At 39.6% G+C, this 25,285-nt stretch carries 19 protein-coding genes; 6 read left to right on the forward strand and 13 right to left on the reverse strand.

Translation table 11 applies throughout. The annotated features are described in order from the left end of the window. Positions 1–30: 30 nt before the first annotated feature. The 3 genes from A5888_RS03835 to racE are packed head-to-tail and all read right to left on the reverse strand — an operon-like array spanning position 31 to position 2,715. Positions 31–546, reverse strand: coding sequence for a metallophosphoesterase (locus A5888_RS03835; RefSeq protein ID WP_086347909.1), 516 nt, complete (start codon positions 544–546; stop codon positions 31–33). Beyond that, the gene (gene rph / locus A5888_RS03840; RefSeq protein WP_086347910.1) at positions 543–1,901 is read right to left on the reverse strand and encodes a ribonuclease PH; all 1,359 of its coding nucleotides are present in this window, start codon (positions 1,899–1,901) and stop codon (positions 543–545) included. The genes A5888_RS03835 and rph overlap by 4 nt, the downstream gene beginning before the upstream one ends. Further along, positions 1,894–2,715 (reverse strand): glutamate racemase, encoded by an 822-nt coding sequence (gene racE / locus A5888_RS03845; RefSeq protein WP_086348352.1) that lies wholly within the window; start codon positions 2,713–2,715, stop codon positions 1,894–1,896. Before racE ends, rph begins: the two co-directional genes overlap by 8 nt. An 825-nt stretch (positions 2,716–3,540) precedes the next feature. Here racE and A5888_RS03850 point away from each other — a divergent pair. The 4 genes from A5888_RS03850 (at position 3,541) to A5888_RS03865 (ending at position 6,594) form a co-directional block, all read left to right on the forward strand. After that, the gene (locus tag A5888_RS03850) at positions 3,541–4,272 is read left to right on the forward strand and encodes an amino acid ABC transporter ATP-binding protein (RefSeq protein ID WP_086347911.1); all 732 of its coding nucleotides are present in this window, start codon (positions 3,541–3,543) and stop codon (positions 4,270–4,272) included. A 70-nt stretch (positions 4,273–4,342) separates the two neighbouring features. Beyond that, positions 4,343–5,152 carry a transporter substrate-binding domain-containing protein gene (locus tag A5888_RS03855; RefSeq protein WP_086347912.1) on the forward strand — a complete coding sequence of 270 codons (810 nt, stop codon included), beginning with the start codon at positions 4,343–4,345 and terminating at the stop codon, positions 5,150–5,152. Positions 5,153–5,197: 45 nt separating this feature from the next. Next, positions 5,198–5,923, forward strand: a complete 726-nt coding sequence (locus A5888_RS03860) for an amino acid ABC transporter permease (protein WP_086347913.1) — start codon at positions 5,198–5,200, stop codon at positions 5,921–5,923. A gap of 11 nt (positions 5,924–5,934) precedes the next feature. Then, complete coding sequence (locus tag A5888_RS03865) at positions 5,935–6,594, forward strand: amino acid ABC transporter permease (protein WP_249274413.1); 660 nt, start codon at positions 5,935–5,937, stop codon at positions 6,592–6,594. An 82-nt stretch (positions 6,595–6,676) separates the two neighbouring features. On the opposite strand, the gene A5888_RS03870 is transcribed toward A5888_RS03865, so the two are convergent. From A5888_RS03870 to A5888_RS03900, 7 genes are all read right to left on the reverse strand, one after another. After that, complete coding sequence (locus A5888_RS03870) at positions 6,677–7,879, reverse strand: ATP-grasp domain-containing protein (RefSeq protein WP_086347915.1); 1,203 nt, start codon at positions 7,877–7,879, stop codon at positions 6,677–6,679. A gap of 21 nt (positions 7,880–7,900) precedes the next feature. Next, entirely contained in the window at positions 7,901–8,569 is a 669-nt protein-coding gene (locus A5888_RS03875) for a helix-turn-helix domain-containing protein (RefSeq protein WP_339101922.1), read from the reverse strand. A gap of 184 nt (positions 8,570–8,753) precedes the next feature. Continuing rightward, positions 8,754–11,177 (reverse strand): phenylalanine--tRNA ligase subunit beta, encoded by a 2,424-nt coding sequence (gene pheT, locus A5888_RS03880; RefSeq protein ID WP_086347917.1) that lies wholly within the window; start codon positions 11,175–11,177, stop codon positions 8,754–8,756. Positions 11,178–11,371: 194 nt separating this feature from the next. Beyond that, positions 11,372–12,415 (reverse strand): phenylalanine--tRNA ligase subunit alpha, encoded by a 1,044-nt coding sequence (gene pheS / locus A5888_RS03885; protein WP_086347918.1) that lies wholly within the window; start codon positions 12,413–12,415, stop codon positions 11,372–11,374. A 472-nt stretch (positions 12,416–12,887) separates the two neighbouring features. Next, on the reverse strand, positions 12,888–13,232 hold the full coding sequence (locus tag A5888_RS03890) for a winged helix-turn-helix transcriptional regulator (RefSeq protein WP_086347919.1): 345 nt from the start codon (positions 13,230–13,232) through the stop codon (positions 12,888–12,890). Between the two features lie 106 nt (positions 13,233–13,338). Further along, complete coding sequence (gene addA / locus A5888_RS03895; protein ID WP_086347920.1) at positions 13,339–17,136, reverse strand: helicase-exonuclease AddAB subunit AddA; 3,798 nt, start codon at positions 17,134–17,136, stop codon at positions 13,339–13,341. Then, the gene (locus tag A5888_RS03900; RefSeq protein WP_086347921.1) at positions 17,129–20,704 is read right to left on the reverse strand and encodes a PD-(D/E)XK nuclease family protein; all 3,576 of its coding nucleotides are present in this window, start codon (positions 20,702–20,704) and stop codon (positions 17,129–17,131) included. Before A5888_RS03900 ends, addA begins: the two co-directional genes overlap by 8 nt. A 400-nt stretch (positions 20,705–21,104) precedes the next feature. On the opposite strand from A5888_RS03900, the gene A5888_RS03905 reads away from it, so the two are divergent. Then, complete coding sequence (locus tag A5888_RS03905) at positions 21,105–22,391, forward strand: ISL3 family transposase (RefSeq protein WP_086348158.1); 1,287 nt, start codon at positions 21,105–21,107, stop codon at positions 22,389–22,391. Positions 22,392–22,752: 361 nt separating this feature from the next. On the opposite strand, the gene lepB is transcribed toward A5888_RS03905, so the two are convergent. Continuing rightward, positions 22,753–23,295 (reverse strand): signal peptidase I, encoded by a 543-nt coding sequence (gene lepB, locus A5888_RS03910; protein WP_339102075.1) that lies wholly within the window; start codon positions 23,293–23,295, stop codon positions 22,753–22,755. A gap of 443 nt (positions 23,296–23,738) precedes the next feature. Here lepB and A5888_RS03915 point away from each other — a divergent pair, with 443 nt between their 5' ends. After that, positions 23,739–24,407, forward strand: a complete 669-nt coding sequence (locus A5888_RS03915) for a hypothetical protein (RefSeq protein ID WP_339101923.1) — start codon at positions 23,739–23,741, stop codon at positions 24,405–24,407. Positions 24,408–24,443: 36 nt separating this feature from the next. Here the strand turns inward: A5888_RS03915 and A5888_RS03920 are convergent, their stop codons facing one another. After that, entirely contained in the window at positions 24,444–24,623 is a 180-nt protein-coding gene (locus A5888_RS03920) for a hypothetical protein (RefSeq protein WP_086347922.1), read from the reverse strand. A 289-nt stretch (positions 24,624–24,912) separates the two neighbouring features. Continuing rightward, the gene (locus A5888_RS03925; RefSeq protein WP_086347923.1) at positions 24,913–25,263 is read right to left on the reverse strand and encodes a hypothetical protein; all 351 of its coding nucleotides are present in this window, start codon (positions 25,261–25,263) and stop codon (positions 24,913–24,915) included. Positions 25,264–25,285 lie beyond the last annotated feature (22 nt).

Consider the following 25,285-nt stretch of genomic DNA (forward strand, 5'->3'; position numbering starts at 1 on the left):
CTTCTGCCCCAACCTCAAGGAACAAATTCTTTATTTTGAAAATTTGAAATGAAGTTCTTTGACTGGTTCAAATGTTCGATCATAATATTGTACGTCGAACTTCTCCTTTGCGCTTTCAATGATCGCATAGGATTGTATTTGGATAGGACCACGCGGTTGGCGAATGCTTCCTGGATTCAAAAAGAGACATCCTTGATGCATCTCACAACCAATTTCATGTGTATGCCCAAACAAAGCAATTGTTGCACCCACCTCTTCTGCTTGCAAGCCCAGCTGTGTCAAACCAAAACGAACATTCGACAAATGACCATGCGTCATGAAAACTACATCTTCACCTGTATCTTTTACAGCCGTTTCAGGATAGCCTGGACCGTAATCACAATTTCCTTTTACAGCAGCAGTAAAGTCATCCCATAGATGATCTGTTGCTTCTAACTCAGAATCACCGCAGTGAAACATTGCATCAACTTTCCCTTTATAATGATCGACCAATTGTACCAGAATATCTCGATCACCATGATTATCACTTACAACTAGATACTTCATTCTGCCGCCTCCTGTCCATTCAACCAGCTTTCCCATTCTTTTTTCAGCTTTTCAACTGCTTTGCCTCGGTGACTGATTTTGTTCTTCACTTCTCTTGGAAGCTCGGCAGAAGTTTTTCCTTCTTCCGGAACGTAGAATAACGGATCGTAACCAAAGCCATTGTCCCCACGAGGAATTGTTCCGATAAGCCCTTCCCAATCTCCTTCGACAACGAGACTCTCTTTATGAGGAGCGGCAAAAACTAATGTACAATGGAATCGAGCGGTTCGCTCCTCTTTAGGAATTTCCGTTAACTCATGAAGCAACTTGGCATTATTGGCAGCATCACTTTTAGGTTCGCCGGCAAAACGAGCAGAATAAATCCCCGGCATCCCCCCTAACGCATCAACAATCAAGCCTGAATCATCTGCAAGAACAGGCTGTTGCAGGATCGCTGCAATCGTTTCAGCTTTTAAGCGCGCATTTTCCTCAAAGGTCGTTCCTGTTTCTTCTACTTCCGGCAGTTCAGGATAATCGAGTAAGGTTTTCACCTGATACCCTTTGGCACCAAAGAGCTCCTTGAACTCTGCTGCTTTCCCGGCATTTCCTGTTGCAATCACAATTGTATTTTCTTCTGTCTTATGTTCAGCAAAGGAAGCCAATAACGTATTCTTTTGCTCTGCAATCAATTCACTGATCCCACTCTTTCCATAAAACAGCATAGCATTCAATTCGTCTCCTGAAAAAGTCGCTTCTTCTCCTGTACCTTGGATTTCCACAAACTCTCCTGACTCCGTCATCACGATATTCATATCGACCTTTGCAGCAAAATCTTCTTGATAGTCCAAGTCTAATACACAGTCACCTGATGGCAATATCCCAACACTGACAGCTGCTAAGTGTTCCTTAATCGGATCTTCTGTCAATACGCCTTTGACCATCAGTTTTTCGACGGCTAACTTCATTGCTGTAAACGCACCTGTAATACTTGCTGTTCTTGTTCCGCCATCTGCCTGGATAACATCACAATCAACAACAATGCTTCGTTCACCAAGCTTCTCCAAGTCAATTACGGCACGAAGAGATCGGCCAATCAATCGCTGAATTTCCATCGTTCTTCCTGATAGCTTTCCTTTCGCACTTTCACGAATATTTCTAGTGTTCGTTGCTCGTGGCAGCATACTGTATTCTGCTGTGACCCAACCTGTTCCCTGACCACGTAAAAAAGGCGGAACCTTTTCTTCTACAGTTGCTGAACAAATCACTTTTGTATCGCCAAAAGAAATCACAACTGACCCTTCCGGATGCTTGAACACATTGGTCTCTATTGTTACATTTCGTAATTGTTTTGGACTTCTTCCATCATGTCTAATCACTAACATTTCCCCCTATTTTCGCATGTTCTACATTGATTGTTTCCAGCTCAAGCCAATCATTGGCTATTTCCTTGAACATATTTGCTGAGCCTGTGGTATAAAATTCATTGATCGGCGCAATCTTTTTCGGTTCTGCCGCCAAGTTAAAGTAGTCCAACAAAACACTAACTTCACTGATTGTTTCTGCGCCTGAATCAATTAGCTTGATTTGACTGCCCATTTCATTTTGAATCAGCGGTCTTAATAAAGGATAGTGAGTACACCCTAAAATAAGGGTATCCAATCCTGTTCTAGTTTTTAGTGGTCTTAGCGTCTCAGACACCACCTTTTTCGCAACAGATGAACGATATTCGCTACTCTCTACGATCGGTACAAACTTTGGACAAGCTAAGCTCTGTACCTCAACAGAAGGAACCTTACTTTTTAATGCTTCTTTATATGAGCCACTTTTTATAGTTCCTAATGTCCCGATAACGCCAATCTGATTGGTCTTCGTTGCTTTCAAAGCGGCTCTTGAACCAGGTAGAATAACGCCCACCACTGGTATATCCAGCCTATCCTTGATTTCATCCAGAGCAACTGCAGTAGCTGTGTTGCATGCGATCACCAGCATCTTAATATTTTTCTTCAATAGGAAAGAACTCATTTCCCACGTAAACTGAACAACTTGTTCTGCTGGTCTAGGGCCGTACGGGCACCTCGCTGTATCGCCTAAGTAAATCAGATGTTCATTCGGCAGCTGCTTTAATGCTTCCTTGACCACCGTCAAACCACCAACACCTGAATCTATAAAACCAATTGCTCCATTATTCACACTTATCAAACCTTTATAGTTTATTTCAATACACTTATTTTCTACTTTTTCTAAGACTTTTTCAAGTCTTATTCCTTTTCTTATAAACCACTTATCAATTACCTATACTCGCTAAATTAGAGTTTTTTACAAAAAACTAGCATTCGACCGAAACATATGTTATAATTTCTAACATTAACAAAAGAAAAGAATTATTATAAATGGATTAAAGTTTAGGTATAAATGTTTTTACAATACGAAAAACAAGGTAGATATTACTCAATTACTTGATTTATCTGCTATTCCTTTCGCTAATCCACCTATTTCTTTTATGAAAATAGGACTTAGCAATTCTATTTTTCTTTTTCCGACAGGTATTCTCTACATACTATAGCATATGATGGGACATAACCAGACATGTGAAACTTTTTCTCTATACAAAAAAATTTCATGTCCAAATGAAACAACTCATCATCATGCTTACCACCTAAACAGAGCATCCGCACTCTCCATACTTAAATGATGTCCTCTATCAGGAACATCCATCATGTAAATGAATGGTATGAAATCATTCACTGCACAAAATATGCTTGGACTCTCCATAACAATGATGGCGATTCTTTTCCTTGCTATTTTCGCGCATAAAATCAGCTGTTATCTTTACAAACAACAGCATTTCTTTTACTGATTTCATCATATTCATTTACCTTCACTATTCGTTAAAAGAGAACCTGCATTCCCTGTTTTAACGCTACAGGAATGAAACAATCGGATCATAAAAAACGAGGAAACCGTCTAACTGGAAAAGATACAGACTGGTTCCATCATTAAAAAAGGAGCGCGACTATGATATCTTTGGAACATGTAAACAAATATTTCGGCGACCACCACGTACTAAAAGACATCTCATTAACAGCAGACCATGGAGAAAAAATTGTCATTATCGGACCATCCGGTTCTGGTAAAAGTACCTTGATTCGCTGTATCAATCGCTTGGAAAAAGTAACCGACGGAAAAATAACGGTCGATGGTGTGGATATCACTGAACCTAAGGCACCCATTCAGCAAATCCGGCAAAAGGTTGCGATGGTCTTTCAAAATTTCAATCTCTATGCCCATAAAACAATTATTGAAAATCTGACCCTTGCCCCTATAAAGGTCAAAGGTGTCAGTAAAGAAGAAGCCACTCGCACAGGTATGGAATATCTGGAAAGAGTCGGTTTAGCAGATAAAGCAAAAGCCTATCCGGCACAGCTTTCCGGTGGACAACAGCAACGGGTAGCAATCGCTCGAACATTGAACATGCACCCGGAGGTCATTCTTTTTGACGAACCGACTTCGGCTCTTGATCCGGAAATGATCCAGGAAGTATTAGACGTTATGGTTGATTTGTCTAAGCAAAACATCACGATGATCTGCGTGACACATGAAATGGGCTTTGCCCGTCAAGTGGCAGACAGAGTCATCTTCATGGATGATGGACAAATCGTCGAAACAGGAACACCTGAACATTTCTTTACTAATACACAAAACGAACGTGCGAAAGAATTTTTGAGTAAAATCATCCATAATTCGTAGGTGGGAATATGCACAGCTTATAAAACTATGCTCGACTATAAATAAAATGACTATATTGGGAGGAAAATCTATGAAAAGCATGAAAAAACTAATTGGCGGGTTATCATTATTGGCAGTATTGGGACTATTTACAGCATGTGGCGGCAGCGAAGATGCAGCAACATCAAGCGGCTCAGCCCTTGATAAAATCAAAGAAGCCGGCGTTATAAAAGTTGGAATCAAAGAAGATATTCCAAACTTTGGCTACATGAATCCTGATTCAAATAAGAATGAGGGAATGGAGCCTGATATTGCACGTAAAATTGCAAAGGAACTGACAGGCAGCGAAGATAATGTCGAGTTTGTTGGTGTAACAGCTAAGACACGTGGACCGCTATTAGATAACGGAGAGTTGGATATGGTCATCGCGACATTTACCATTACTGATGAAAGAAAAGAAACCTATAACTTTACTACCCCTTACTATCAAGATGAAGTTGGCTTCCTAGTAAGAAAAGAAGATGGTTTTACTGATACTGCTAGCTTAGATGGAAAAACTATTGGAGTTGCGCAATCCGCAACAACAAAAGACGCAATCATTGCTGAAGGTGAAAAAATAGGTGGAATCACGTTTAAATTCCAAGAGCTTGGCTCTTATCCAGAATTGAAAACGGCACTGACTTCTAAGCGAATCGATGCTTTTTCTGTCGATAAATCGATTCTAAGCGGATATGTAGATGAAAAAACAGAAATCCTTGCAGACGGTTTCTCTCCGCAGGAATATGGTGTTGCAACGAAAAAATCAAATAGTGATTTAAATGATAAGCTGGATGAATTGATCAAAAAATGGGAAGACGATGGTTCTCTAGAAGAAATTTATAAAACTTGGAATTTGGATTAACCTCTCTAATTCTACTGTACAATAAAAGAAATTAGGAGGGATTTTATGTCATTTTTAGCTACGGCCTCCTGGCTAGATGAAGGGCCATTTGCTCTTCATCGCTGGCGAGCGCTTTTAACAGATTGGCGACTGTTCGCGGATGCTTTTCTGTATACGATCATGATTTCAATTGGCGCACTTGCGCTCGCTCTTATTCTCGGCATCCTTTTTGGAAGCATGTCTACCACACACAATAAGCTGCTAAAAGCTATTAGTCGGGTGTATGTTGAAATTTTTCAAAACACGCCACTCTTGATCCAGTTTGTAGTTGTCTACTACGGATTTCCATTGATTCAAGTTAACGGGCAACCAATTTTTGTTTTTTCAGCAGCCACAACAGCCATTCTATGTGTTGGTCTATACCATGGGGCTTACATTGCCGAGGTCGTCCGTTCAGGAATCGGTGCTGTACCAAAAGGCCAGTTTGAAGCAGCCTATTCACAGGGCTTTACTTACAGTGAAACTATGCGTTATGTCATTTTACCGCAAGCTTGGAAAATCATGTTACCGCCATTGACAAATCAATTAGTAAATTTAATTAAGAATACAGCTACTGTAGCGATTATCTCTGGTGCAGATGTTATGTTTGCAGCAAACAGCTGGTCTTCTGCTAATTTGAATTACATTCCGGCCTTCACATTAGCCGGCCTGCTCTACTTCATTCTTTGTTTTCCGTTGGCAACCTTTGCACGTAGAATGGAAGAAAAAAACAAGAAAGCCTATAGCAGATAAGGGGGTAAATGATGTCAGAACAAATCAGTCAAATTTTTACAGCAAATAACATGAAGTTCCTTTTTGATGGTCTGAAGCTTACTTTGTATATCTCATTTATCGCTATTGTATTGAGTACCATTTTTGGAACGATTTTAGCTGTTTTTCGAAATCAAAAGCGAGGCCCTTTAAAGATCCTCGCAAGCATTTATATTGAAATCGTCCGTAACATTCCAAACTTACTTTGGATTTATGTCATCTTTTTGATTTTCAAAATCAAGTCAACTCCCGCAGGCATTGTCAGCTTTACTGTCTTTACTTCGGCGGCACTTGCTGAAATCATTCGTGGTGGTCTAAACGGTGTAGATACGGGACAAAAAGAAGCTGCTCGTTCTCAGGGCTTCAGTAAATTTCAAATCATTTGGTACATCGTACTGCCTCAAGCAATCAGAAATGTATTGCCGGCAATCGTTTCTCAGTTTGTAACGGTTATCAAAGATACCAGCTTCTTGTACTCCGTTATTGCCTTACAGGAGCTTTTCGGGAAATCCTATATCCTTATGGGCCGTTATGGACAAACGGGGCAAGTATTTACAATCTACGGCATCGTTGCTCTTATATACTTCACCATCAACTTTGCAATTTCACAATTCTCAAGATGGTTGTCGCGTAACTGGGCAAAGGGGTATTAATAATCAATAAAGATGAATAGCTACCAAAAGTTGATTTCAACCTTTGGTAGCTATTCATCTTTATGCTATTTTTTCCTATACATTATGAACCTTCCAACATTTCTCTTAACTTTATAATCGTGTCTCTATCGATTTGATAATGAGCAACTGCATCCTCTGTCATGCGCTTTACATCTGTTGGCTGTACCAACAAACGGATAAATCCTACAGCTAGAGGAATCACACTCTTCCAATCCTTCCAAATCGGCGTTAACACTTCGGTGCTATCCTTTCTCTCTGCTAAATGAAATATACAGTCAAAAAAGGTTTTCAGAATTTTTCTTCTTTTTCCTGTTTGCTCTGCACAGCCCATAAGCAATCCTAAGGTGCTATGTGTTTTTATCCCCGATCGTCCGACAAGAAGATTCGGTAAGGTAGGTTTGGCGCGTGTTAAATCTATTAAAATCAGAGGGAAGTTAATACCCGCTGCTGCCGCATTTCCAGGCTCTACCATTCTAGGATTACATTCGATAAAATAAAAACCGCTTTCATTTTTTATGAAGTCAAACGTGATTCCTCCATTCCATTCAATAGTTTCCCCAATTTTACTAACCGATTCTATAAACGGTGAACTATCGATACTGATTCTGGCAGCTGCTGATCCCCCAACCCCTGTGCCAATCTTCAAACTTGAGTGTATTGCTATCAATTTTCCTTTTTGGAAAGCCGCTTGCACTTGGCCGTAATCTCCATCAATATTTTCCTGTACCATCAGTTCGTCAGGCGTTGCATTCTCAAAAAAATGCAATGCTTGAGCCATTTCTGACTCACTCTTGACCTTTAGAACACCACGTCCTGCGGTTCCATAGTTGGCTTTGACCCAACTTGGATATAAAGTGAAGTTTTTATTTTCAGGGTATAAGCACCAGCTTGGTTGAGAGATTTCCAGCTTGTCTAATAGACGAGCAAAAGAAATTTTCCCCTGAACCTGTTCATAGGATTCGGGGGAAGAAATCAGTAAGGGTAAAGATTTTATCCTTTCCTTTCCCCAAGATAACAGCCATCCTTCTTCATGTATTGGTAATACGACTGTATAGTTTCCCGTATCATTCAGCGTCATTATTTGATTAAGATAAGCTCTTATATCATTTGATGCATTTCCTTGAATATAGTTTCTACAAAATTTACTGAAACGACTGATCCCATATTTAGAAGAGCTGAAAATATCTATTTCACTATTCTTTCCTAAAACAGTCACTGTTTCTCTAGAAGTCAAACTTGCCCCATCTAATAGTAAAATCTTCATGCTGATTTCCTCCCTCCATGATCATTCTCTCACCAGATATGCATGTTCAAAAGTATCAACTAACACTGCTACTACAAGCGATGTATCTATCTCTTCTATCTCAAAAGAGTCGTATTTCTTATGGATCGTCAATCGAGAAATACTATCAATGACAAGTTCAACATGACAATCCAAGTGTTCTATTTTGCGGAAAACTGCATTGTCTATTTGTTTAGCGAAGAATTGATGCACATAGGAAAATAATTTCTTCCGATATAGCTGATAATAGTCAGTCATTTTTTTATCAACCTTCTGATTCTTTTCAATCAGTAAAAAGAATTTTCCATACTTATCCATGAGCCTCACAAGTAATTCAATGATTGACGCTAATTCAATGTTTTCACCTAATATTTCCCGTTCCATCAGCTGATCTATCTGTTGAAACTTTTCTAGAATTACTTGATGTTGTTTCGATATGTCGGAAAAATTGATAGGGTATTGCGATACCAGTAAATCTTTTCGTTCCTCATCTAAAAGTGCTATAGGTATCGTTATCCAAATGTCTTCTTTGCTTTGAAAATATTTATAAATTGACCCTGTAGCAATTTCTGCTTTCTCAGCGATATCTTTGATTTTAGTTAATTGAAACCCCTTAGTGATAAATAAAAAAGCTGCTGCATCAATTATTTCATCCAAATGATCTTTCTTCATGAAAAAAACTCCTTTCAATTACCGAAAATGAATGAACCGTTCATTCACAATTATAGATTAACATTTAATCGATTCCAAATCAACAAATATTTAGCACGAAAACAAAGGAAAACTAAAAAAAGACCATTCAAAATATGAATAGTCTTTCTTTAAGCATTTTCTGTTATTATAAGGCTATCGTCTCTTAACGAACCTCTGCACTTAATTTTTCAACCAGTGCTTTTTCAATTTTCTTCATTGCACCATTAATCTCTTCATCAACTAAAGTTGCTTCAGAATTAGCAAATGTCAGGCTATAAGCCATTGACTTCATGCCATCCTCAATGTTATCTCCTTGATAGACATCGAACAAATGCACCTGCTTCAAGAAACGTCCGGCATGACTCCAAATACACTCTGTCAGCTCTTGATTGGTCACGTCTTCCTTAACAAGCAATGCAATGTCTCGATTGACTTCCGGGAATTTCGACACAGTTTCGAAAACAAACGGTTCTTTCTCTCCATTCAATAAGCCATGCAGATTCAATTCAGCGACATACACTTGCGGAATATCGTATGCCTTTGCTGTCAAAGGATGGATTTGTCCGACAAAGCCGATCACGTCATCGTTCAATTTGATATATGCCGTTCTGCCAGGGTGCATTTCCTTCATCTCTTGTGTCGCTTCATAAGTGATGACACCTTGATAGCCAGTCGCTTCAAACAGATGATCCATGATACCTTTGATCGTGTAAAAATCAACGGCCTCGGCTTTTGTCTGCCAATCTTTCTCTTCGCGATTTCCTGTTAACGCTAAAGCTAGATGATTTTCTTCATATGGTAAATCCTTTAATGGATCATTGTCCTGATAGAAAACATGACCCACTTCGTATAAAGCTATATTGCTGTTTTTACGAGCAACATTGTAGTTCACATCATCCAACAAGCCTGAAATCAAATTCATTCTTAAAACAGAACGCTCTTCACTCATTGGCCAACTTAGTCTTGTAGCCTTACTTTTTCTCATAGAGAATTGAGCAGCTTTTTCTTCCGTAGTCAACGCGTAGCTGATAGCTTCACTGACACCGTAACCTTCTAGCATGCCTTTCATATTACGTACAAAACGCTGTGTATCTGTTAAACTTCCAGCAACAGTTTCTCCCTTTGGTAAAGTAGAAGGCAATTTATCATAGCCGTAAATTCTGGCAATTTCTTCAATCAAATCTGCTTCAATCGTAATATCCCATCTTCTTGAAGGAACTGAAACGGTATAAACACCTGCCGCCACAGTATACTCAAACCCAAGGGCTGTAAAAATTTCTGCAACGTCTGCTTCTGTCAAATCGGTACCTAAATATTCATTGGCACGATCAACAGATACACTGACAGAAACAGGAGAAACAACCAACTCACTTCCAGTACTTTCTCCGGAAACTACTGTCCCACCAGAAAGCTCCGCAATCATTGCTGCCGCAGCGGCTCCTGCCTCACTGACAGTCCCTTTATTGATACCTTTTTCAAAGCGACTAGATGATTCACTACGTAAATTGAACTGTTTGGACGTTTTTCGGATAGATAGACTATTGAATAAAGCTGACTCCAAAGCCACAGTCGTCGTCCCGTCGGTAATTTCAGAATCCGCTCCCCCCATTACACCAGCCAAGGCAACAGGTACTTCGCCATTTGTGATTACAATGTTTTCAGGTGAAAGCTTACGCGTTTCCCCATCTAAAGTAACAAGCTCTTCCGTGTCGTTACTGCGTCGAACCAAAATATTTTTACTACCAAGTTTATCATAATCAAATGCATGTAATGGCTGACCGAAAAGCAACAAAATATAGTTTGTCACATCCACTACATTGTTGATTGGACGAATCCCCTCGTTCATAAGACGCGTTTGCAGCCAAAGAGGACTCTCTTGAATTTTTACGTTTTTGATAATTCGAATTTGGTATGTCGGAGCATCCGATTCATCTTGAACCTCAACAGAGATATAATCGGTTGCTTTTTCAGTTGTGTCTTCCTGCAAATTAATTTCTTTAAATTTTGGTGTTTGACGATAAATCGCTCCTGCTTCGTACGCAACCCCTCTCATGCTCAATGCATCTGCACGGTTTGGCGTGATCGATAATTCAATAATCGAATCATCCATATCCAAATAAGAGAAGACATCCTCTCCATTTACGGCATCCTGAGGCATATAGTAAATACCATCAGCATATGCTTTTGGAATCACGTTGTCTGAGTAACCAAGCTCTTGAAGAGAGCAAATCATCCCATTCGAAACTTGACCTCTCATTTTGCCTTTTTTGATTTTTTGATTGCCTGTAATTCTTGATCCAGGAAGCGCAACAATCACTTTGATCCCAGCTTTTACATTAGGTGCTCCGCAAACAATTTGAGACAGCTCATCTTCACCGATGTCTACTTGACAGATCGACAGATGATCAGAATCAGGATGAGGCACACATTCCTTTACTTCACCGACAACGATTTTTTTCAAGCCTTCTTCCGGCACTTCAATTCCTTCGACTTCAATACCCGTCACTGACATTGTATCCGCCAGTTCTTTGGGTGTTACTTTTGACAAGTCTAAATATTCACTTAGCCATTTATATGAAACTAACATTCGTCATAACTCCTTTACAATTTTTGTTGAAACAAGGCAGGTAACTGTCTTGTTTCTTCTTTTTGGAGGTCCGATGTCCTCTATCTCTAGGTTCTTTTCTATACCAGAATAGAGGCGCTCCTTTACGTTTGTGGTAGAAACAGGTCAAGTTATTGTCTTGTTTTCCATTCACTCTTTGCTCTTTTATCTATCGTCTACTGCTCTTTGAACTGATTCAAGAAGCGTAGGTCGTTTTGATAGAAGTTACGAATGTCATTTACACCGTAACGCAGCATTGCAACACGATCGGGGCCTAAGCCAAAAGCAAAACCTGTGTACTCTTCTGGATCGATTCCTGACATTTTCAATACATCTGGATGGACCATACCAGCGCCTAGAATTTCTATCCAGCCTGTGTGTTTACATACGTTACAGCCCTTACCACCACATTTAAAACAGCTTACATCTACTTCTACAGATGGCTCAGTAAATGGGAAGTAGCTTGGACGAAGACGAATCTTACGGTCAGCGCCAAACATTTTCTTCATAACAACTTCTAGTGTCCCTTTCAAATCACCCATTGTAATGTTTTTATCAATAACCAATCCCTCGATTTGATGGAATTGGTGACTATGTGTCGCATCGTCGGTATCTCTACGGAAAACTTTTCCTGGTGAAATCATGCGTAATGCGCCTTTAGAAAAGTCATGTTTTTCCATTGTTCTTGCTTGAACCGGAGAAGTGTGTGTACGAATCAGAATCTCATCTGAAATATAAAAGGTATCCTGCATATCTCTTGCTGGATGATCCTTCGGCAGGTTCATTCGTTCGAAGTTATAATGATCAGATTCCACTTCATAGCCTTCAACGATTTGATAGCCCATCCCCACAAAAATATCTTCAATTTCTTCCATTACTTGTGACAGGATATGTCTTGTGCCACGCGTCATTTGTTCGCCTGGAAGCGTCACATCGATTGTTTCCTGTGCTAGTGAAGCATTCATTGCTTCCGCCTCCAATACTTCTTTGCGTTCTTCGATCGCCTGATTCAATTGGTCTCTGATCTCATTGGCAAAGCTTCCGACAACTGGACGTTCTTCAGCTGAAAGATCTTTCATCCCTCTTAGTACTTCAGTGATCGGCCCTTTTTTCCCCAGTGTTTCTACACGAATTTGATTCAGTGTTTTCAGATCATCTGACTGATTGATCTTTAAAAGTGTTTCTTCTTTCAACACTTCAAGCTGTGTCTGTAATGACATAATATTCTCCCTTTCTTTTTATAAGTCCTCTGTAGTCAAATACCCACAGTAATAATCCCTTTTTCGACTCATTTTCTTAACCAAAGCTGGCAAAATGATAGAGCATGGGGCTGTGACAGTAGCATGTCTCAGTCTCTTAAAAGCGGATAAACGGTGTTCCAGAAGTAACTTCTATCACAACCGCTTTCCAATAAAAACAAAAAAACCCGTTCCTAAAAAAGGAACGAGCTCTCGTGGTACCATCCTCATTCACAGTGAAAAAACACTGTGCACTCTATTTTTTAACGACAACTGCCGGTCAAGTCAACCAAGACGAAACAAACTCCGGAAGTGAAATGTTCATTTTTCGATTTCGTGACCTGCTTTCAGTCTATGACAGGTTTTCCCTTTTACGAATCAGCCAAATTACTTGCTTCCATCAACGTTCTTAATTATTCAATTGACTCTAGTGTACAAGAACTTCCGAATTTGGTCAACCGCATTCTTCCTCGGTCACCCATTTTTCTGCCCAAACCTGCAGCTGATTCATTGCCAGCTTCAAATCCTGACCTTTATCTGTCAGAAAATATTCTAACCTAGCTGAATCCTCACAACGTGCAGCTCTCGCAACGATTTGCTCTCGTTCCAATTCGCGCAACCGTTCAACAAGCAAGCGGTCACTTAACATTGGAATCTTGTTCTTCAGTTCACCAAAACGCTGAGGTCCATCTTCCAGCAACACATCAATGATCAAGCCGTTCCATTTCTTACCTAGAATGCTGAATGCTTTTTCAAACTTGGGACACAAAGAAAAGTTGGTTGTTTTTACTTGTTCCATTTTTCCTCACCTCATGGCATGAGTATAGCACAGAACTTACTATTTGTAAGTTCATCTGCTTTCTATTTTTCATTTTTTTAATCTACTAAGAATGCAATGATTCAAATTATTTCTTAATAGGAATCATTTCTCCAGTTACCATGTCAATAATTATCTCTGCAAGCAGTAACACCATATAAACATGAGTTACTGGTTTGTCGATCGTTAAGGACAACGCTTGCTTATACAGCTTCAATTGACCTCGATAACGTTTGACGATTTTCTCAAGCTCAGATGGATCATTCACATTTCTTATATAATCTGTCTTATAATCGAACAAAATACACTCTTCATCCAACTCGATATAGCCATCTATGATTCCGTGGATAAGCAGTTCATCGTCAGACTTTTCGGGATAATCTTTAATGATTTCTTCTGCATCAAGCAGCATCGAAAAAGGCTGCTCTCTTCTCACTCGATCAGGATGAGCCAAAAGCATTCGTCCTAACTCAGATTGAAAGAAATCTAAAATTTTAGTCAAATCGATACGACTTCCAGTTTTTTCAGCAATCAGCTTTTGAGAAACCAGTTCGTCTAAGAGCGCCTGTAGACTTTCCAAGGTAGGTTCTTTTGATAAATCAATCAGCTGTAAAAGATGGTGTGTTGCTGTACCGATCTCTACAGCTGCCGGTTGCTGAACTTCCTGTAGGAAGCTTGGTCTACTCAATTCCTGACTTGCCATACGGTGCACGATGCCTTGAGTACTTCGTGCCTGACTATCTCCGATTTCTAACTTACCGATTGAACGATCATCCGGATCTTCAAAAATGCGCTTGATCTCTGAAACAGATTGATAATTCGTTGTTTGAGCTGCAAGCTGATAAGGATAATCAAAATTCAATCGTTTCAAGCCTCTAGTCAATAATACCTGATCCTCTTTTTCAGATGATTGAACTGGAGCTGTTTCTATATCAGCACTTTGCTGAAGCATAGAAAAGCCGGTCTCCATTTGTTGATCATCCATAAAGGAAATCGTAAATCGACCTGGATGGTTCTGTAATTCTGTTACCTTAGATGCTTGATAAAAATCATTGAATTTCTCTGCATCGTTATGTCGAATCAGTGTCATACCGATCCAATTCATCAAGCTGCTTTTTCCTTGCAGTCGACTTTCCTGAGGCAGTACGAGTGTCTCCACATCTTTTGCCTTGCCCCATTCCTTCCAAGCTGCTTCGCGGTCATTATAAGAACCAATCAAAATCAATTTTTGCTCTGCCCGTGTCAGCCCGACATACAGTTTACGCATTTCTTCTGAGAGAAGCTTATTCATCTTGATTTGTTTTAATGCAAGATAAGGTAATGTATCATACAAAATACGCGTCTCTTCTTCAAGAAAACGAATTCCCGCACCTAAACGATCATCAAAAATACATCGTTCTTTCAAATCAGATAGATTAAATTCTTTGGTCATATCCAATAGGAAAACAACTGGAAACTCCAGTCCTTTACTGGCATGGATCGTCATGACCCTCACGGCATTTTCATCCTCAAGAATCACAGGCTCTGCTAAATCCTTATCTTTTTCCTGCATTTTTTCGATAAAACGAATGAACTGAAACAGCCCTCGGAAGCTAGTCTTCTCATAGTTTGCGGCTCTATCGACTAACGCATACAGGTTGGCCTGTCTTTGTTGTCCAGCCGGCATACCTCCAACATAATCAAGGTATGCTGTGTCTTGATAGATTTTCCAAATCAACTCAGACAAACTGACTCTGCGAGCCAGCTCGCGCCACAGTTCTAATTGATCAGCAAACGCTCGCGTTTTATCTATTGTTTTTTGGACATTGTTCGACGGTTTTGTCTGCTTATTGAATGCTAGAAAAGCTTCATAATATAATCCTTCTTTTTTAGCAAGACGAACGTTGACAAGTTCAGTTTCTTTGAGTCCAACCATTGGTGAGCGTAAAACAGCAGCCAACGGAATATCCTGATAAGGATTGTCAATGAGTTGAAGCAACGAAATCATCGTGCGAATTTCAGTTGCTTGGAAATAGTTCTGAGCATCATTGACTTGTAACGGAATATCAAAGCGTTTGAAAATATCTAGAATGGTCAAATTATTTTTCTTTGTAGGTGTCAACAGAACAATATCTTGGTAACGTACCGGACGACTTTCCTTTAGCTTTTTATCGTAAATTAGGTAGCCTCGGTCAATCAGTTCACGTATTTTCAGCGCGGTCATATGCAGTTCGCCTTCGGTTTTATCCTCGATTTGCAGCTCTGGATCTAACAAAAAGCCGTCTTCTACTTCTTGACTCTTTTTCTTTTCATAAATCAGCACTTCTGTCGTATAGTCATCTGCTTCTAAAAACTGATGAAAGCCGTTGACAAGCTGTGCATCTTTATCATAAGGAATCTGCCCAACTCGTTCATCCATCAACTGCTCGAAAACCAAATTGGTGAAATCAAGGACGTTGGAACGAGAACGGAAATTTTCTGCTAAAACGATGCGTTTCCCATCTTCTTGCTGTCCGTAACGCGTATATTTCTCAATGAAAAGACTTGGGTCCGCTAGACGGAATGAGTAAATCGACTGCTTGACATCACCCACCATAAAAAGGTTGCCCTCATTGTTTTCCGGACGACGCAACCAGAAAAGAATACTTTCCTGCAAACGGTTGATATCTTGGTATTCATCTACAAGCACTTCATCAAATTTACTACGGAAATAAGTTGATGCCTCTGTCGGAAGCCACTCACTACCTTCTCGGTTAGAAAGAATCGCTAAGGTAAAGTGTTCTAAATCGTTAAAGTCCACCAACCCTTTGCGCAGTTTTTCATTTCCGTAATCAGTCATAAACTGCTTGCCGACCTCGGCCATATTCCGAACGACAACCGCTGCTTGATCCATGATTTCTTTCATTTTTTTAGGAGCCAGAGTAAAAAGCGATGCGGTGATTTCTTTTAACGTTTTTTTATTCTGTTCACGAAGAGCCTTGATTTGTTCCATAACTTCTTTCAGCTCAGGAACCCTGACTGTCGGAAAACGATCAAAGCCCAGCACTTCTGTCAGCTGGTATGCTGCTTCTAATTCATTATCGGATAATCGTTGGCAAAATTGCTTCGTCCAATCCAGCTCTTTTTGGGCTAACGCAGCAACTTTCTCCATTTTTTCCTGACCGACAGAAAGCTCTAACATCTTTTCATATCTGTCAATGGTCATTTGTAAGCTTTCAATTGCCGGAGGCTTCAAAGTATCCTGATACAAAGACGACTCTCCGATGTCTCCATCGATTTGATAGGATTTAGGCAGATCGATCAACCATTCTTCCGGATCGGGATTAGCTTTGGCAAACTCATATAACGAGAACACCAGATTCGTCAGCCCATCATCTGTCCGATCATTGGAGAAGTTACTTGTCAATTGATAAAAGGATTCTTCTTCCTGCTCATAAAGTCGTTCTCTTAAATCATCCCAGACATCCTCTTTTAGCAACAGCATCTCTGTCTCATCTGTCAAAAGACGAAACACCGGGTCCATATCAATCAGATAGTAAAAACGGCGAATTACTGAGAGACAAAAGGAGTGCAGCGTACTGATACTGGCAGTTGGCAGTAACGAAAGCTGACGAACAAAATGCTGCTTCTGTTGTGGGTCTGTTTCTTGCGTCAGCGCCTTTTGCAGCTCTGCTTGAATCCGTTCCTTCATCTCTCTGGCCGCAGCTTCTGTATAGGTTACAACAAGCAAGCGATCAATATCCGTACCACTCTTGATTTTCTCAATCACTCGACGAACCAAAACCGTCGTTTTTCCGGAACCGGCTGAAGCAGAGACCAGTATATTCTGCCCCTCATCAAAAATTGCCTGCCACTGGTTATCGGTAAATAACTCATGGGGCGGTCTCAATGGAATATTTTTACTCATTCTCAGACTCCCCCTCATCCTCTTCGTTTCTCATTCGATCAAATATTTCTTGTTTCCCCATCGATTCTATCCGATGGTAGTCGTTTTCTTTTAGCATCACATCAAAAGTACAGACACTACGGAAGGGGCAATACTTACAGGCAATCCGCTCTTTTCCTTGATAGGCTGGATCAAGGTTCACTTCTCCACTGATCATTTTATTACCAGCTTCTGTAAATTTATTCCGATTATGTCTTCGCAAGGTATCAAATTCTTCGATCGTCACGAACTTATCGTCTTGTCTTCTTCCTGGTTTGATGATTTCCTTCGCAGATTCCTCAATAGGGAAAACGAGCGAGCTTTGCTTCGGTTCTAAAGAGCGATCCAAGTGTTCTAAAATTTTCGGATCATTTAACAGTAAACCATCAAACTGAAATTTCTTTAGCAGTTGCTTCTCTTGTTGCTCCTCCCCATCAAAACCCAAGATTGGATTATGAACATGGAGGTACAAGGAACCTGCTGCCTTGGCCTCTTGCCCGACTAAGTCGACTGCATCCATCAACGCGACATCGAGATATGTCAGCATTTGCATTGCTAATCCATAGTAAGCTTCTGTCAGATTGAATTTTCGATGACTAGATTTATAGTCAATGACACCCAGATAGGTTTCACCATCAATTGATAGCTGGTCGACCCGATCGATTTTCCCACGAACACTGATCTGTCCGTTATTTTGTAACGGCAGCTCCAAGCCGCGAATGCCCTTTTTCCCAGCAATTTGGCCAAACAAGACCTCTGTCTGAACAGTTGAAAGTCCACTCCGTTCACTTTGTTGCTTCAATGCCCAGCTCACCTTTTTAATGGTTTGACGCAGCTGATACCGAATAAAATTCATACGATGTGAAGAATCAAGAATACCAAATCGCTGATCACCTAGCACATTGATCAACACTTCTTCTGCTACCTCGTTCAGCTGTGCATCTGTCAATTCTGAAAGCTGCTGATTATTCTTTATCAATACCTTGAAAAGCTGATCCAACGCTTCATGGAAGAATTCCCCGGTCGCCGCCGATGAAAGCCCAAATACATCCCGTTCTCTTAGCCGCAAGCCAAACCTTGAAAAATACTGGTACTGGCATCTGTAAAAACTCTCTACACGAGAGACAGAGGTGTAAATATGCTTGCCATAGACCTCTTCAGCCAACTCTGGTCCCAATGATTCAGGAATGTTTTTATGATTTAAGCTTTCAAAAATCTGAGCTGCTAATGGAGCCAACGGCTGATTGCTTAAAGAACGCTCAAGCATGTGCCAAAAACCAGATAGTCCTTGCTGTGTCTCGTTTCTTTGTCGTTTCAGATTCGTTAAATCCCCGATCAAGGTGCGATAGGTTCCTACGTGCTGCAAACTAGTCTGTTCATCATCAGCAATACTCAAACTGTTTTTAAAAATAAACGATAGCTTTAAATTTTTCCGTAGTATCGATAAGTAGGAAGATGGCTTGACGTCATGTGCCGTATCTGACATCCTTGGATAGGTCAAATACAGCTTTTCAGAAGCGGATAATAACATGATATAAGCTGTATACGGCTCTTGTGCCATTCGCTGACCCACACCTTGCAAAAAGAATTTTCCCTCTGATAATCCGTCATTCATCCGACTTCTTTCCTCATCCGAAAGCAAGGTTTTATTCTCAACTTTTTTTGGAAAGACCTGATCTGTCAGCCCTAGAGCAAAAGTGATTTTGGCTTGCCCAGACTGTAGGGTGTCAATAGGACGAATTTGGACTTGGTCGATCGCTGTTGGTATCTTACTATAACGCAATCCTTCTAATCCACTAGAGAAAATTTCTTGAAAACTGTCAAACTCAAATACTTCATCTTTATAAATCATGACATATTCATCTAGTAACGCCATCAATGCATCCCAAGTCTGCTCGTGGTTTCGCGCTTCCTCCAGCTCACCTGCAGCGATCGCCTGATTCCGCCACATTCTCATCTGTTCCTCGACACCACTACTAATCAAAAATCGGTAAAAGATTGCCGCTGCTTCTTCTCCATTACCAGCTTCTTTAAGCGCTGAAAAAAGCGCTGGGAGAATGTCCCGTACGGCATGTCTGACCTCATTGGATTCTCGCTCTAATACAGTCGTCTCATCCTGTTTCTCTTCCTCGAAATCATAGCGAATAAACGTCCAATCCTTTTCTCTTGTCCAGTGACTACCTTCATAACCATACGCTAGAATGATATTTTCTGTAATATCTATTTTCCGTCGCCAATCATCCCGTTCAGCGCGCCAATCCATTTCATCTGAATAAATCGCTCCTGGAAGGAACAGCTCTGTTCTCAAAAAGCGCAGGACATCCCGGTACCGAAAATGATAATTGTCGATTGCGAATAGTGAATGGATCAATTCAACTAATGGGTGTTGCTCCATAGACATATCTTGATCGATATAAATAGGAATATCATGCAGCTTAAAGATTGGTTTTAAAATAGGCTGGTAGCTATCGAAATCTCTAGTTGCAATTTGAATATCCTTATAACGATACCCTTCTTCCACAACCAGTCGACGAATTTCCTTCGCTATCGAAGCAAGCTCTTCTTTTGGTGTTTCAGCACACCATAATTGGATATCCTCTGCTTCTGCTAATGAGGGGCCGTTCTTGTAAAAGTGTTTCCGTGTTTGCAGCCAAAAATCGCCAAGCTGTGTGATTTCCTTTGATTGAATCAACGGGTGGCTCTTTTCAACATGATCGTTCAGTACAGCTACTTGAGATTGTCTTGCCAGCTGATAAAGTTGAAAATACGTGCTTCCTGTTTCAAAAAACAAATCTACTCCTTCAGGCTTCCTATCTGGATAAGGATGGTCTAATGTCAACGCAATTTTTACTTCAGCACCTTGTTCCATAAGTGTTTGAAGCAATAACTGTTCCTTTGCGTTAAATCGATTATAGCCACTCAAGACAAATAGGACATTGCCTAAATCTTTCGTCTTCAAGTAAGAGCTCAAGACTGTCAAATACTCGGTTTCATTGATTCCATGTCTTTGAAGCTCCCCCTCAAATGCCGCAAAAAGCCATTGGATATCTTCCAGCTTTCGCGCCATATCTTGATCATCGGGTGATTGATCGTCAGTAGCAATAGCTGCCAGATCTGACAGCTCAACATTGCCTTCCTTCATCTCCTGATATAACGCATAAAGCTGCTGAATAAATCCGGATTTATTGATTTCTCCACGAAAAACAGTTAATCTCTCCTCGTTTTCACTCAAAATCTTCCGGAAGATCATTGCCGCACCTACCTCAGACAACTGGTCTTGCTGATAATAGTGTGTATGCTGTAAAAAATACCATGCAAGTCGCTGGAAACTGAATACCTGTAAACGCATCGTTGCCATCATGTTATCCGTAACAGTCATTTTTTTCTTGATTTCTTTTAAGAAAAGAACTTCCTTTTCAAACTTGATATTATTGGGAACCAGATAAAATACTTCATTATTCGAATCGGCATCTAACCATTCAGATGCTTTATCCACCAATATTTTCTCCAGATTTTTTTCTCCAGTTCCTCGAATAAATTGTAGCGACATGTTCCCACATCCTTTCCATTTCTTTTATATTCTACTGATAAATAGCGAAAGCTAACGCTTTAACTATTTCATAAGATACATACAAACATAAGTAAATTTTTTTTCTGGCAAAGTACAAGCAGCCTATTCTTCTTGAAGGGATCATCTATTATTTTTGAATCAACGAATCGGTCAAAGTATGATCTCAACCTTTTTACTCACTATAAATCATTATAATCGTGACCAACGATTTCCACCACAAAAACCTGTTTAATTTGGTTCTATAATATTTTGTGTTGGTGGAAATTCCTAAAGGAAAAACCACCAGCACTTTTTTGAGTGGTCAAACACAAAAAAGGAACAACAAACTGATAAAATGAAATCGACAAAAACCACAAATCATCAGAAAGGTTGTTCCTCTATGGATAAGAATACCAGATTATTGCTTGGACTAACAGATAAACATCTCTCCTTTGGAGAGGATTGGCTTGAATACAGTCATTCAAAAGGTGTTAAGGCTCAGGTCATCAAAGCAACACTTACGTATATACCTACACATTGTAGAAACTGTGGCATTAAAAATCAAGGACAGATCATCAAAAACGGTTACCATCGGACATATACTCAATTACCTGTTTTTAATGGTCGCTTGACATTATTGGAGCTGAAACGTTCACGCTTTCGTTGTCATGAGTGTCACGCTACTTTTCATGCTCAAACAGAGTTAGTTGAAGAGCATCATCATTTATCGAAGCAGCTCTGTCTCCAAATCATGCTTGATTTAAAGAAAAATGTTTCTAGGAAAGAGATTGCCCAAAAACATTTCGTTTCAGACGTGACGGTTCTTCGCTTAATGGAAGAGCTAGCTACTTCTTATTCTCCAAACTGGCGATTTCTTCCAAAAATTTTATGTATTGATGAATTCAAATCAATGAAATCTTGTGAAGGAGCCATGAGTTTTATTTGTGTTAATGGAGAAACCAACAAGATTCTTGAAGTCCTTGAAGACCGACGGTTAACACACTTAACCCGACACTTTATGCGTTACACAAAAGAAGCTCGAGAAAACGTAAAGTACCTGGTCATGGACATGAATGCGAGCTATGATCAATTACTCAAGTCTGTGTTTCCAAATGCCCAACTCGTCACTGACCGATTCCACATTGTCCAACAGATGAATCGAGCGTTAAATCAACTGCGGATAAAGACAATGAATGCCTTTCGGCATTCCTCACCGCTAGAACAGAAGCAATATCGTCGACTCAAACGGTATTGGAAGTTACTCTTAAAAGATTCCTCTGAGCTTGATAGTCAACATCGTCCCTATCATTCACTGTTCAAACGTCCATTAACTCAAACAGATATTGTCGATGAATTACTCAGCTATGATTCAACCTTGCGCATTGCTTACGATACTGTTCAGTTTCTCAAATATGCCTTTACTCATCGAGACGCCAAGCGTTTCTTTGAAGAACTTGATACACTAGATCCCCGACTGCCTTTCTGGTTCAAAAAGAAATTGAGATTCTTCAAGAAGCACAGACAAGGAATTACCAATGCTTTCAGTTTTTCTTTTTCTAATGGCATTACAGAAGGGTTGAACAACAAGATTAAGGTAATCAAACGAGTGGCTTATGGCTACCGCAATTTCTATCATTTTCGTTCACGTATTTACATTGTTCAAGGTCTTGTTTTTTCTCAAGATTAAAAGGGGGCTCACAACCAATATCTCTGCAGCTATAAAGGTAAATCGGGAATTAGTAGCTGTTATCCAAGTACATGTACAGCTACTTTGACTCGATTTAGGAATGGAATTGGCGCTTTTTGCCAAGTCGCTTCCGGCCAGCTGCCCAGATAATTGGCAGAAGTCCTCCTATTTCTAAAAAAGAACTTGAAACAAAACCAGAATGTCTCTGATTTTTATTCCAAGTTCTACGATTTTATTCAGTTTTTTGTCCTACCAACACAAATTGACATAGAACCTTTAATTTCAGCGTAACGAACTTTTTTTCAAAAAAATAAAAAGCTAGGACATGCTATCCCAGCTTTATTTTTTACTTTATCAGAATTTAAATTGTGCCAAAACGATCTAAGGGCCATAAAACAAATTTGACATCACCCAAGATTTTATCTTCGTTGACAAACCCAATCATTCGTCCGTCTTTGGAATTTCTGCGGTTATCTCCCAAAACAAAGTATTCACCCTCTGGAACTTTTTGAGCGCCTATTTCCTCTAAAGAAAAGTTATAGGTCAGCGGACCGCCGTCCGTCAACGCAGCTTTGAACTCATCTAAATAGGGTTCATCTGTTTCTTTTCCGTCAATATACAATACATCATTTTTATACTCAATCGTTTCACCCGGTAAGCCGATTACCCGTTTGATGTAGTTCTTGTTTGGCTCATCCGGAGCTGGAAAAGTCACAATATCAAAACGTTCGATCTTCGTATTTTTAAATGCGATTACTCGTTCTCCATCAGCCAATGTCGGGTCCATAGAATGTCCCTTCACGACTACCGGAGTAAACACAAATTGTCTAAGTAAAAATAGGACTGCGGCAAGTCCGACAAAAAATAGGATAGTTTTTAACATCTCTTTTGATTTCAATAGTATTCCTCCAAAAAGCTTGCTTAATACAGTTTACCACAACCAATTTATCTATCCAAACATAATTGATCGTATTTATAAATAATTAACTTTGAATAGACGCCTAAAAAATCTGCTTTTTCGATGATAAAATCAATCAATAAGATATTAGAACATACAATACGTGAGGGAGCGTCTCTTTACTTCTAAATAGTACAGCTATTGAAATGCCTTGATTGCTTAGCGTCATATCATTTCATTACTATATAAAAGAAATACCATACATTTTTTTCTTCTATTAGCCAAGCATTTTACTAAAATGCTTAAGACTTTGAAATTTTCCTGTAAAAAGGATGACGGAAAAAGAAACATTTGATAAACTGTATAAATACGAATAAAGAAGCAAGAACGAAGAGAAGTACTATTCCTTTTTGCTCTATATAAAAAATCAAATGACTAGGGAGGTCACCATGTTTATATCTTTTGGCCAGTACATCGGGCTGATTATCCTAACGATCATCATGATCGGTTTGATTATTTACTTAACCTTAACTGGAGATAAGGATCAAAAGCAATCAAAGCTCAAAAAGAAAGTCGAAGAGCAAATTGCCCAGACTGCTACACCAGCCACATCTCAAGATCAAAGTTTTGTTTATCTAAATAATACAGATGCATCGTCCACTCAGACAGAGGAATCAAACACTTATTCTTCAAACCAAGATGCTTACTATACAAATCAGACAACAAATAATTATCAAGATACTTACGGCGAACAAAACAATGGCTATAACTACGATCAAAACTACCAAGAGCCAAATTATTATCAAAACGACAATCAGTATAACGAAAATCAATCGCAAGATAATACCTATTCACAGCCTGACTATTATCAAGAAAATGCGAATGGTTATCCTGTAGAAAACAATTCGTACACAAATAATCTGGAAAACTCGCAACAGAACACATACCAAGATCCGTCAACTGACTATTATTCACAAAATGAATATGCCAATGACTACACGAATCAACCTGAGTCCTACACAGAGCAATCAACTAATACGTATCAACAACCAGAGCAAGCACCAGAGCAAGAAAGTGCTTCTTCGGAAGAAAAGAATACGCAAGATAATAAAGAATGAAAAAATCCTTGAAGCCGCACAGCTTCAAGGATTTTTTCATTCTTTATTATACAGACTTCGACCATTTCCCGGTAATTCCTCTTCAAACCCACAAGCGATGACAACCTGCCATCCTTCCTCTCGTAAACAACAAAATAAACGAGCAATCATTTCCTTATACTTTTTGACAGATGCTTCTTTAGGGATATCAACATCTAAGAAATAAGGAAAATACAAAAAATCAGCACAAGGTTGTGACAGAAGCGGTTAGCTTCAAGCACTAAGCCGGAAATTCACAAAAATTTATGAAGCAATTTTGGGAATTTCCGGCTTAGTGTCGAAGGAGCTGCTTCGGGAACACCGTCTATCCAATTTCAAACGGTTGATTATCGTAAACTATCAAATGTCCAATTGAACCACCGACTGATTTTATCAGCAATGACTCTTTTAGATACTGAGGTTTGAATAAATATTTTACACTAAAAATCCATCACTTCCCCCTTAATTGCAAGTAGGCAATCGCTTCTCAATAGTCAAAAGTAGGAACTACAATAAAGCCAATCCGCTGCTCCTCCAACTTTTCTTTGACCGCTAGTACCTCTGTTGCCAGCCCTTTAAAAATTAGGTACTCGCTTGCATCACATGTTTTTTTCACTTGAAGAACATTCATTCCGGAAATTTTCGCTACAACAAGAAGCTGTTTAAAGTGCAACTGCTGGTCCTTCTCCAGATATAATGTGTAAATAGTCGTATCTTCTTCAAGAGATGAAATGGACGTTGTTGCTACGCTCCATTCACAGCTTATACAAGAAATTACATATGTTTTTTGTCCTTGAATCCTTGCTTTTACTGTACCCCCGCATTCCGGACAAGTCATCTTTTCTCCATCGCCTCTCATC

Source organism: Enterococcus sp. 9E7_DIV0242 (assembly GCF_002140975.2).
GTDB lineage: Bacteria > Bacillota > Bacilli > Lactobacillales > Enterococcaceae > Enterococcus_L > Enterococcus_L clewellii.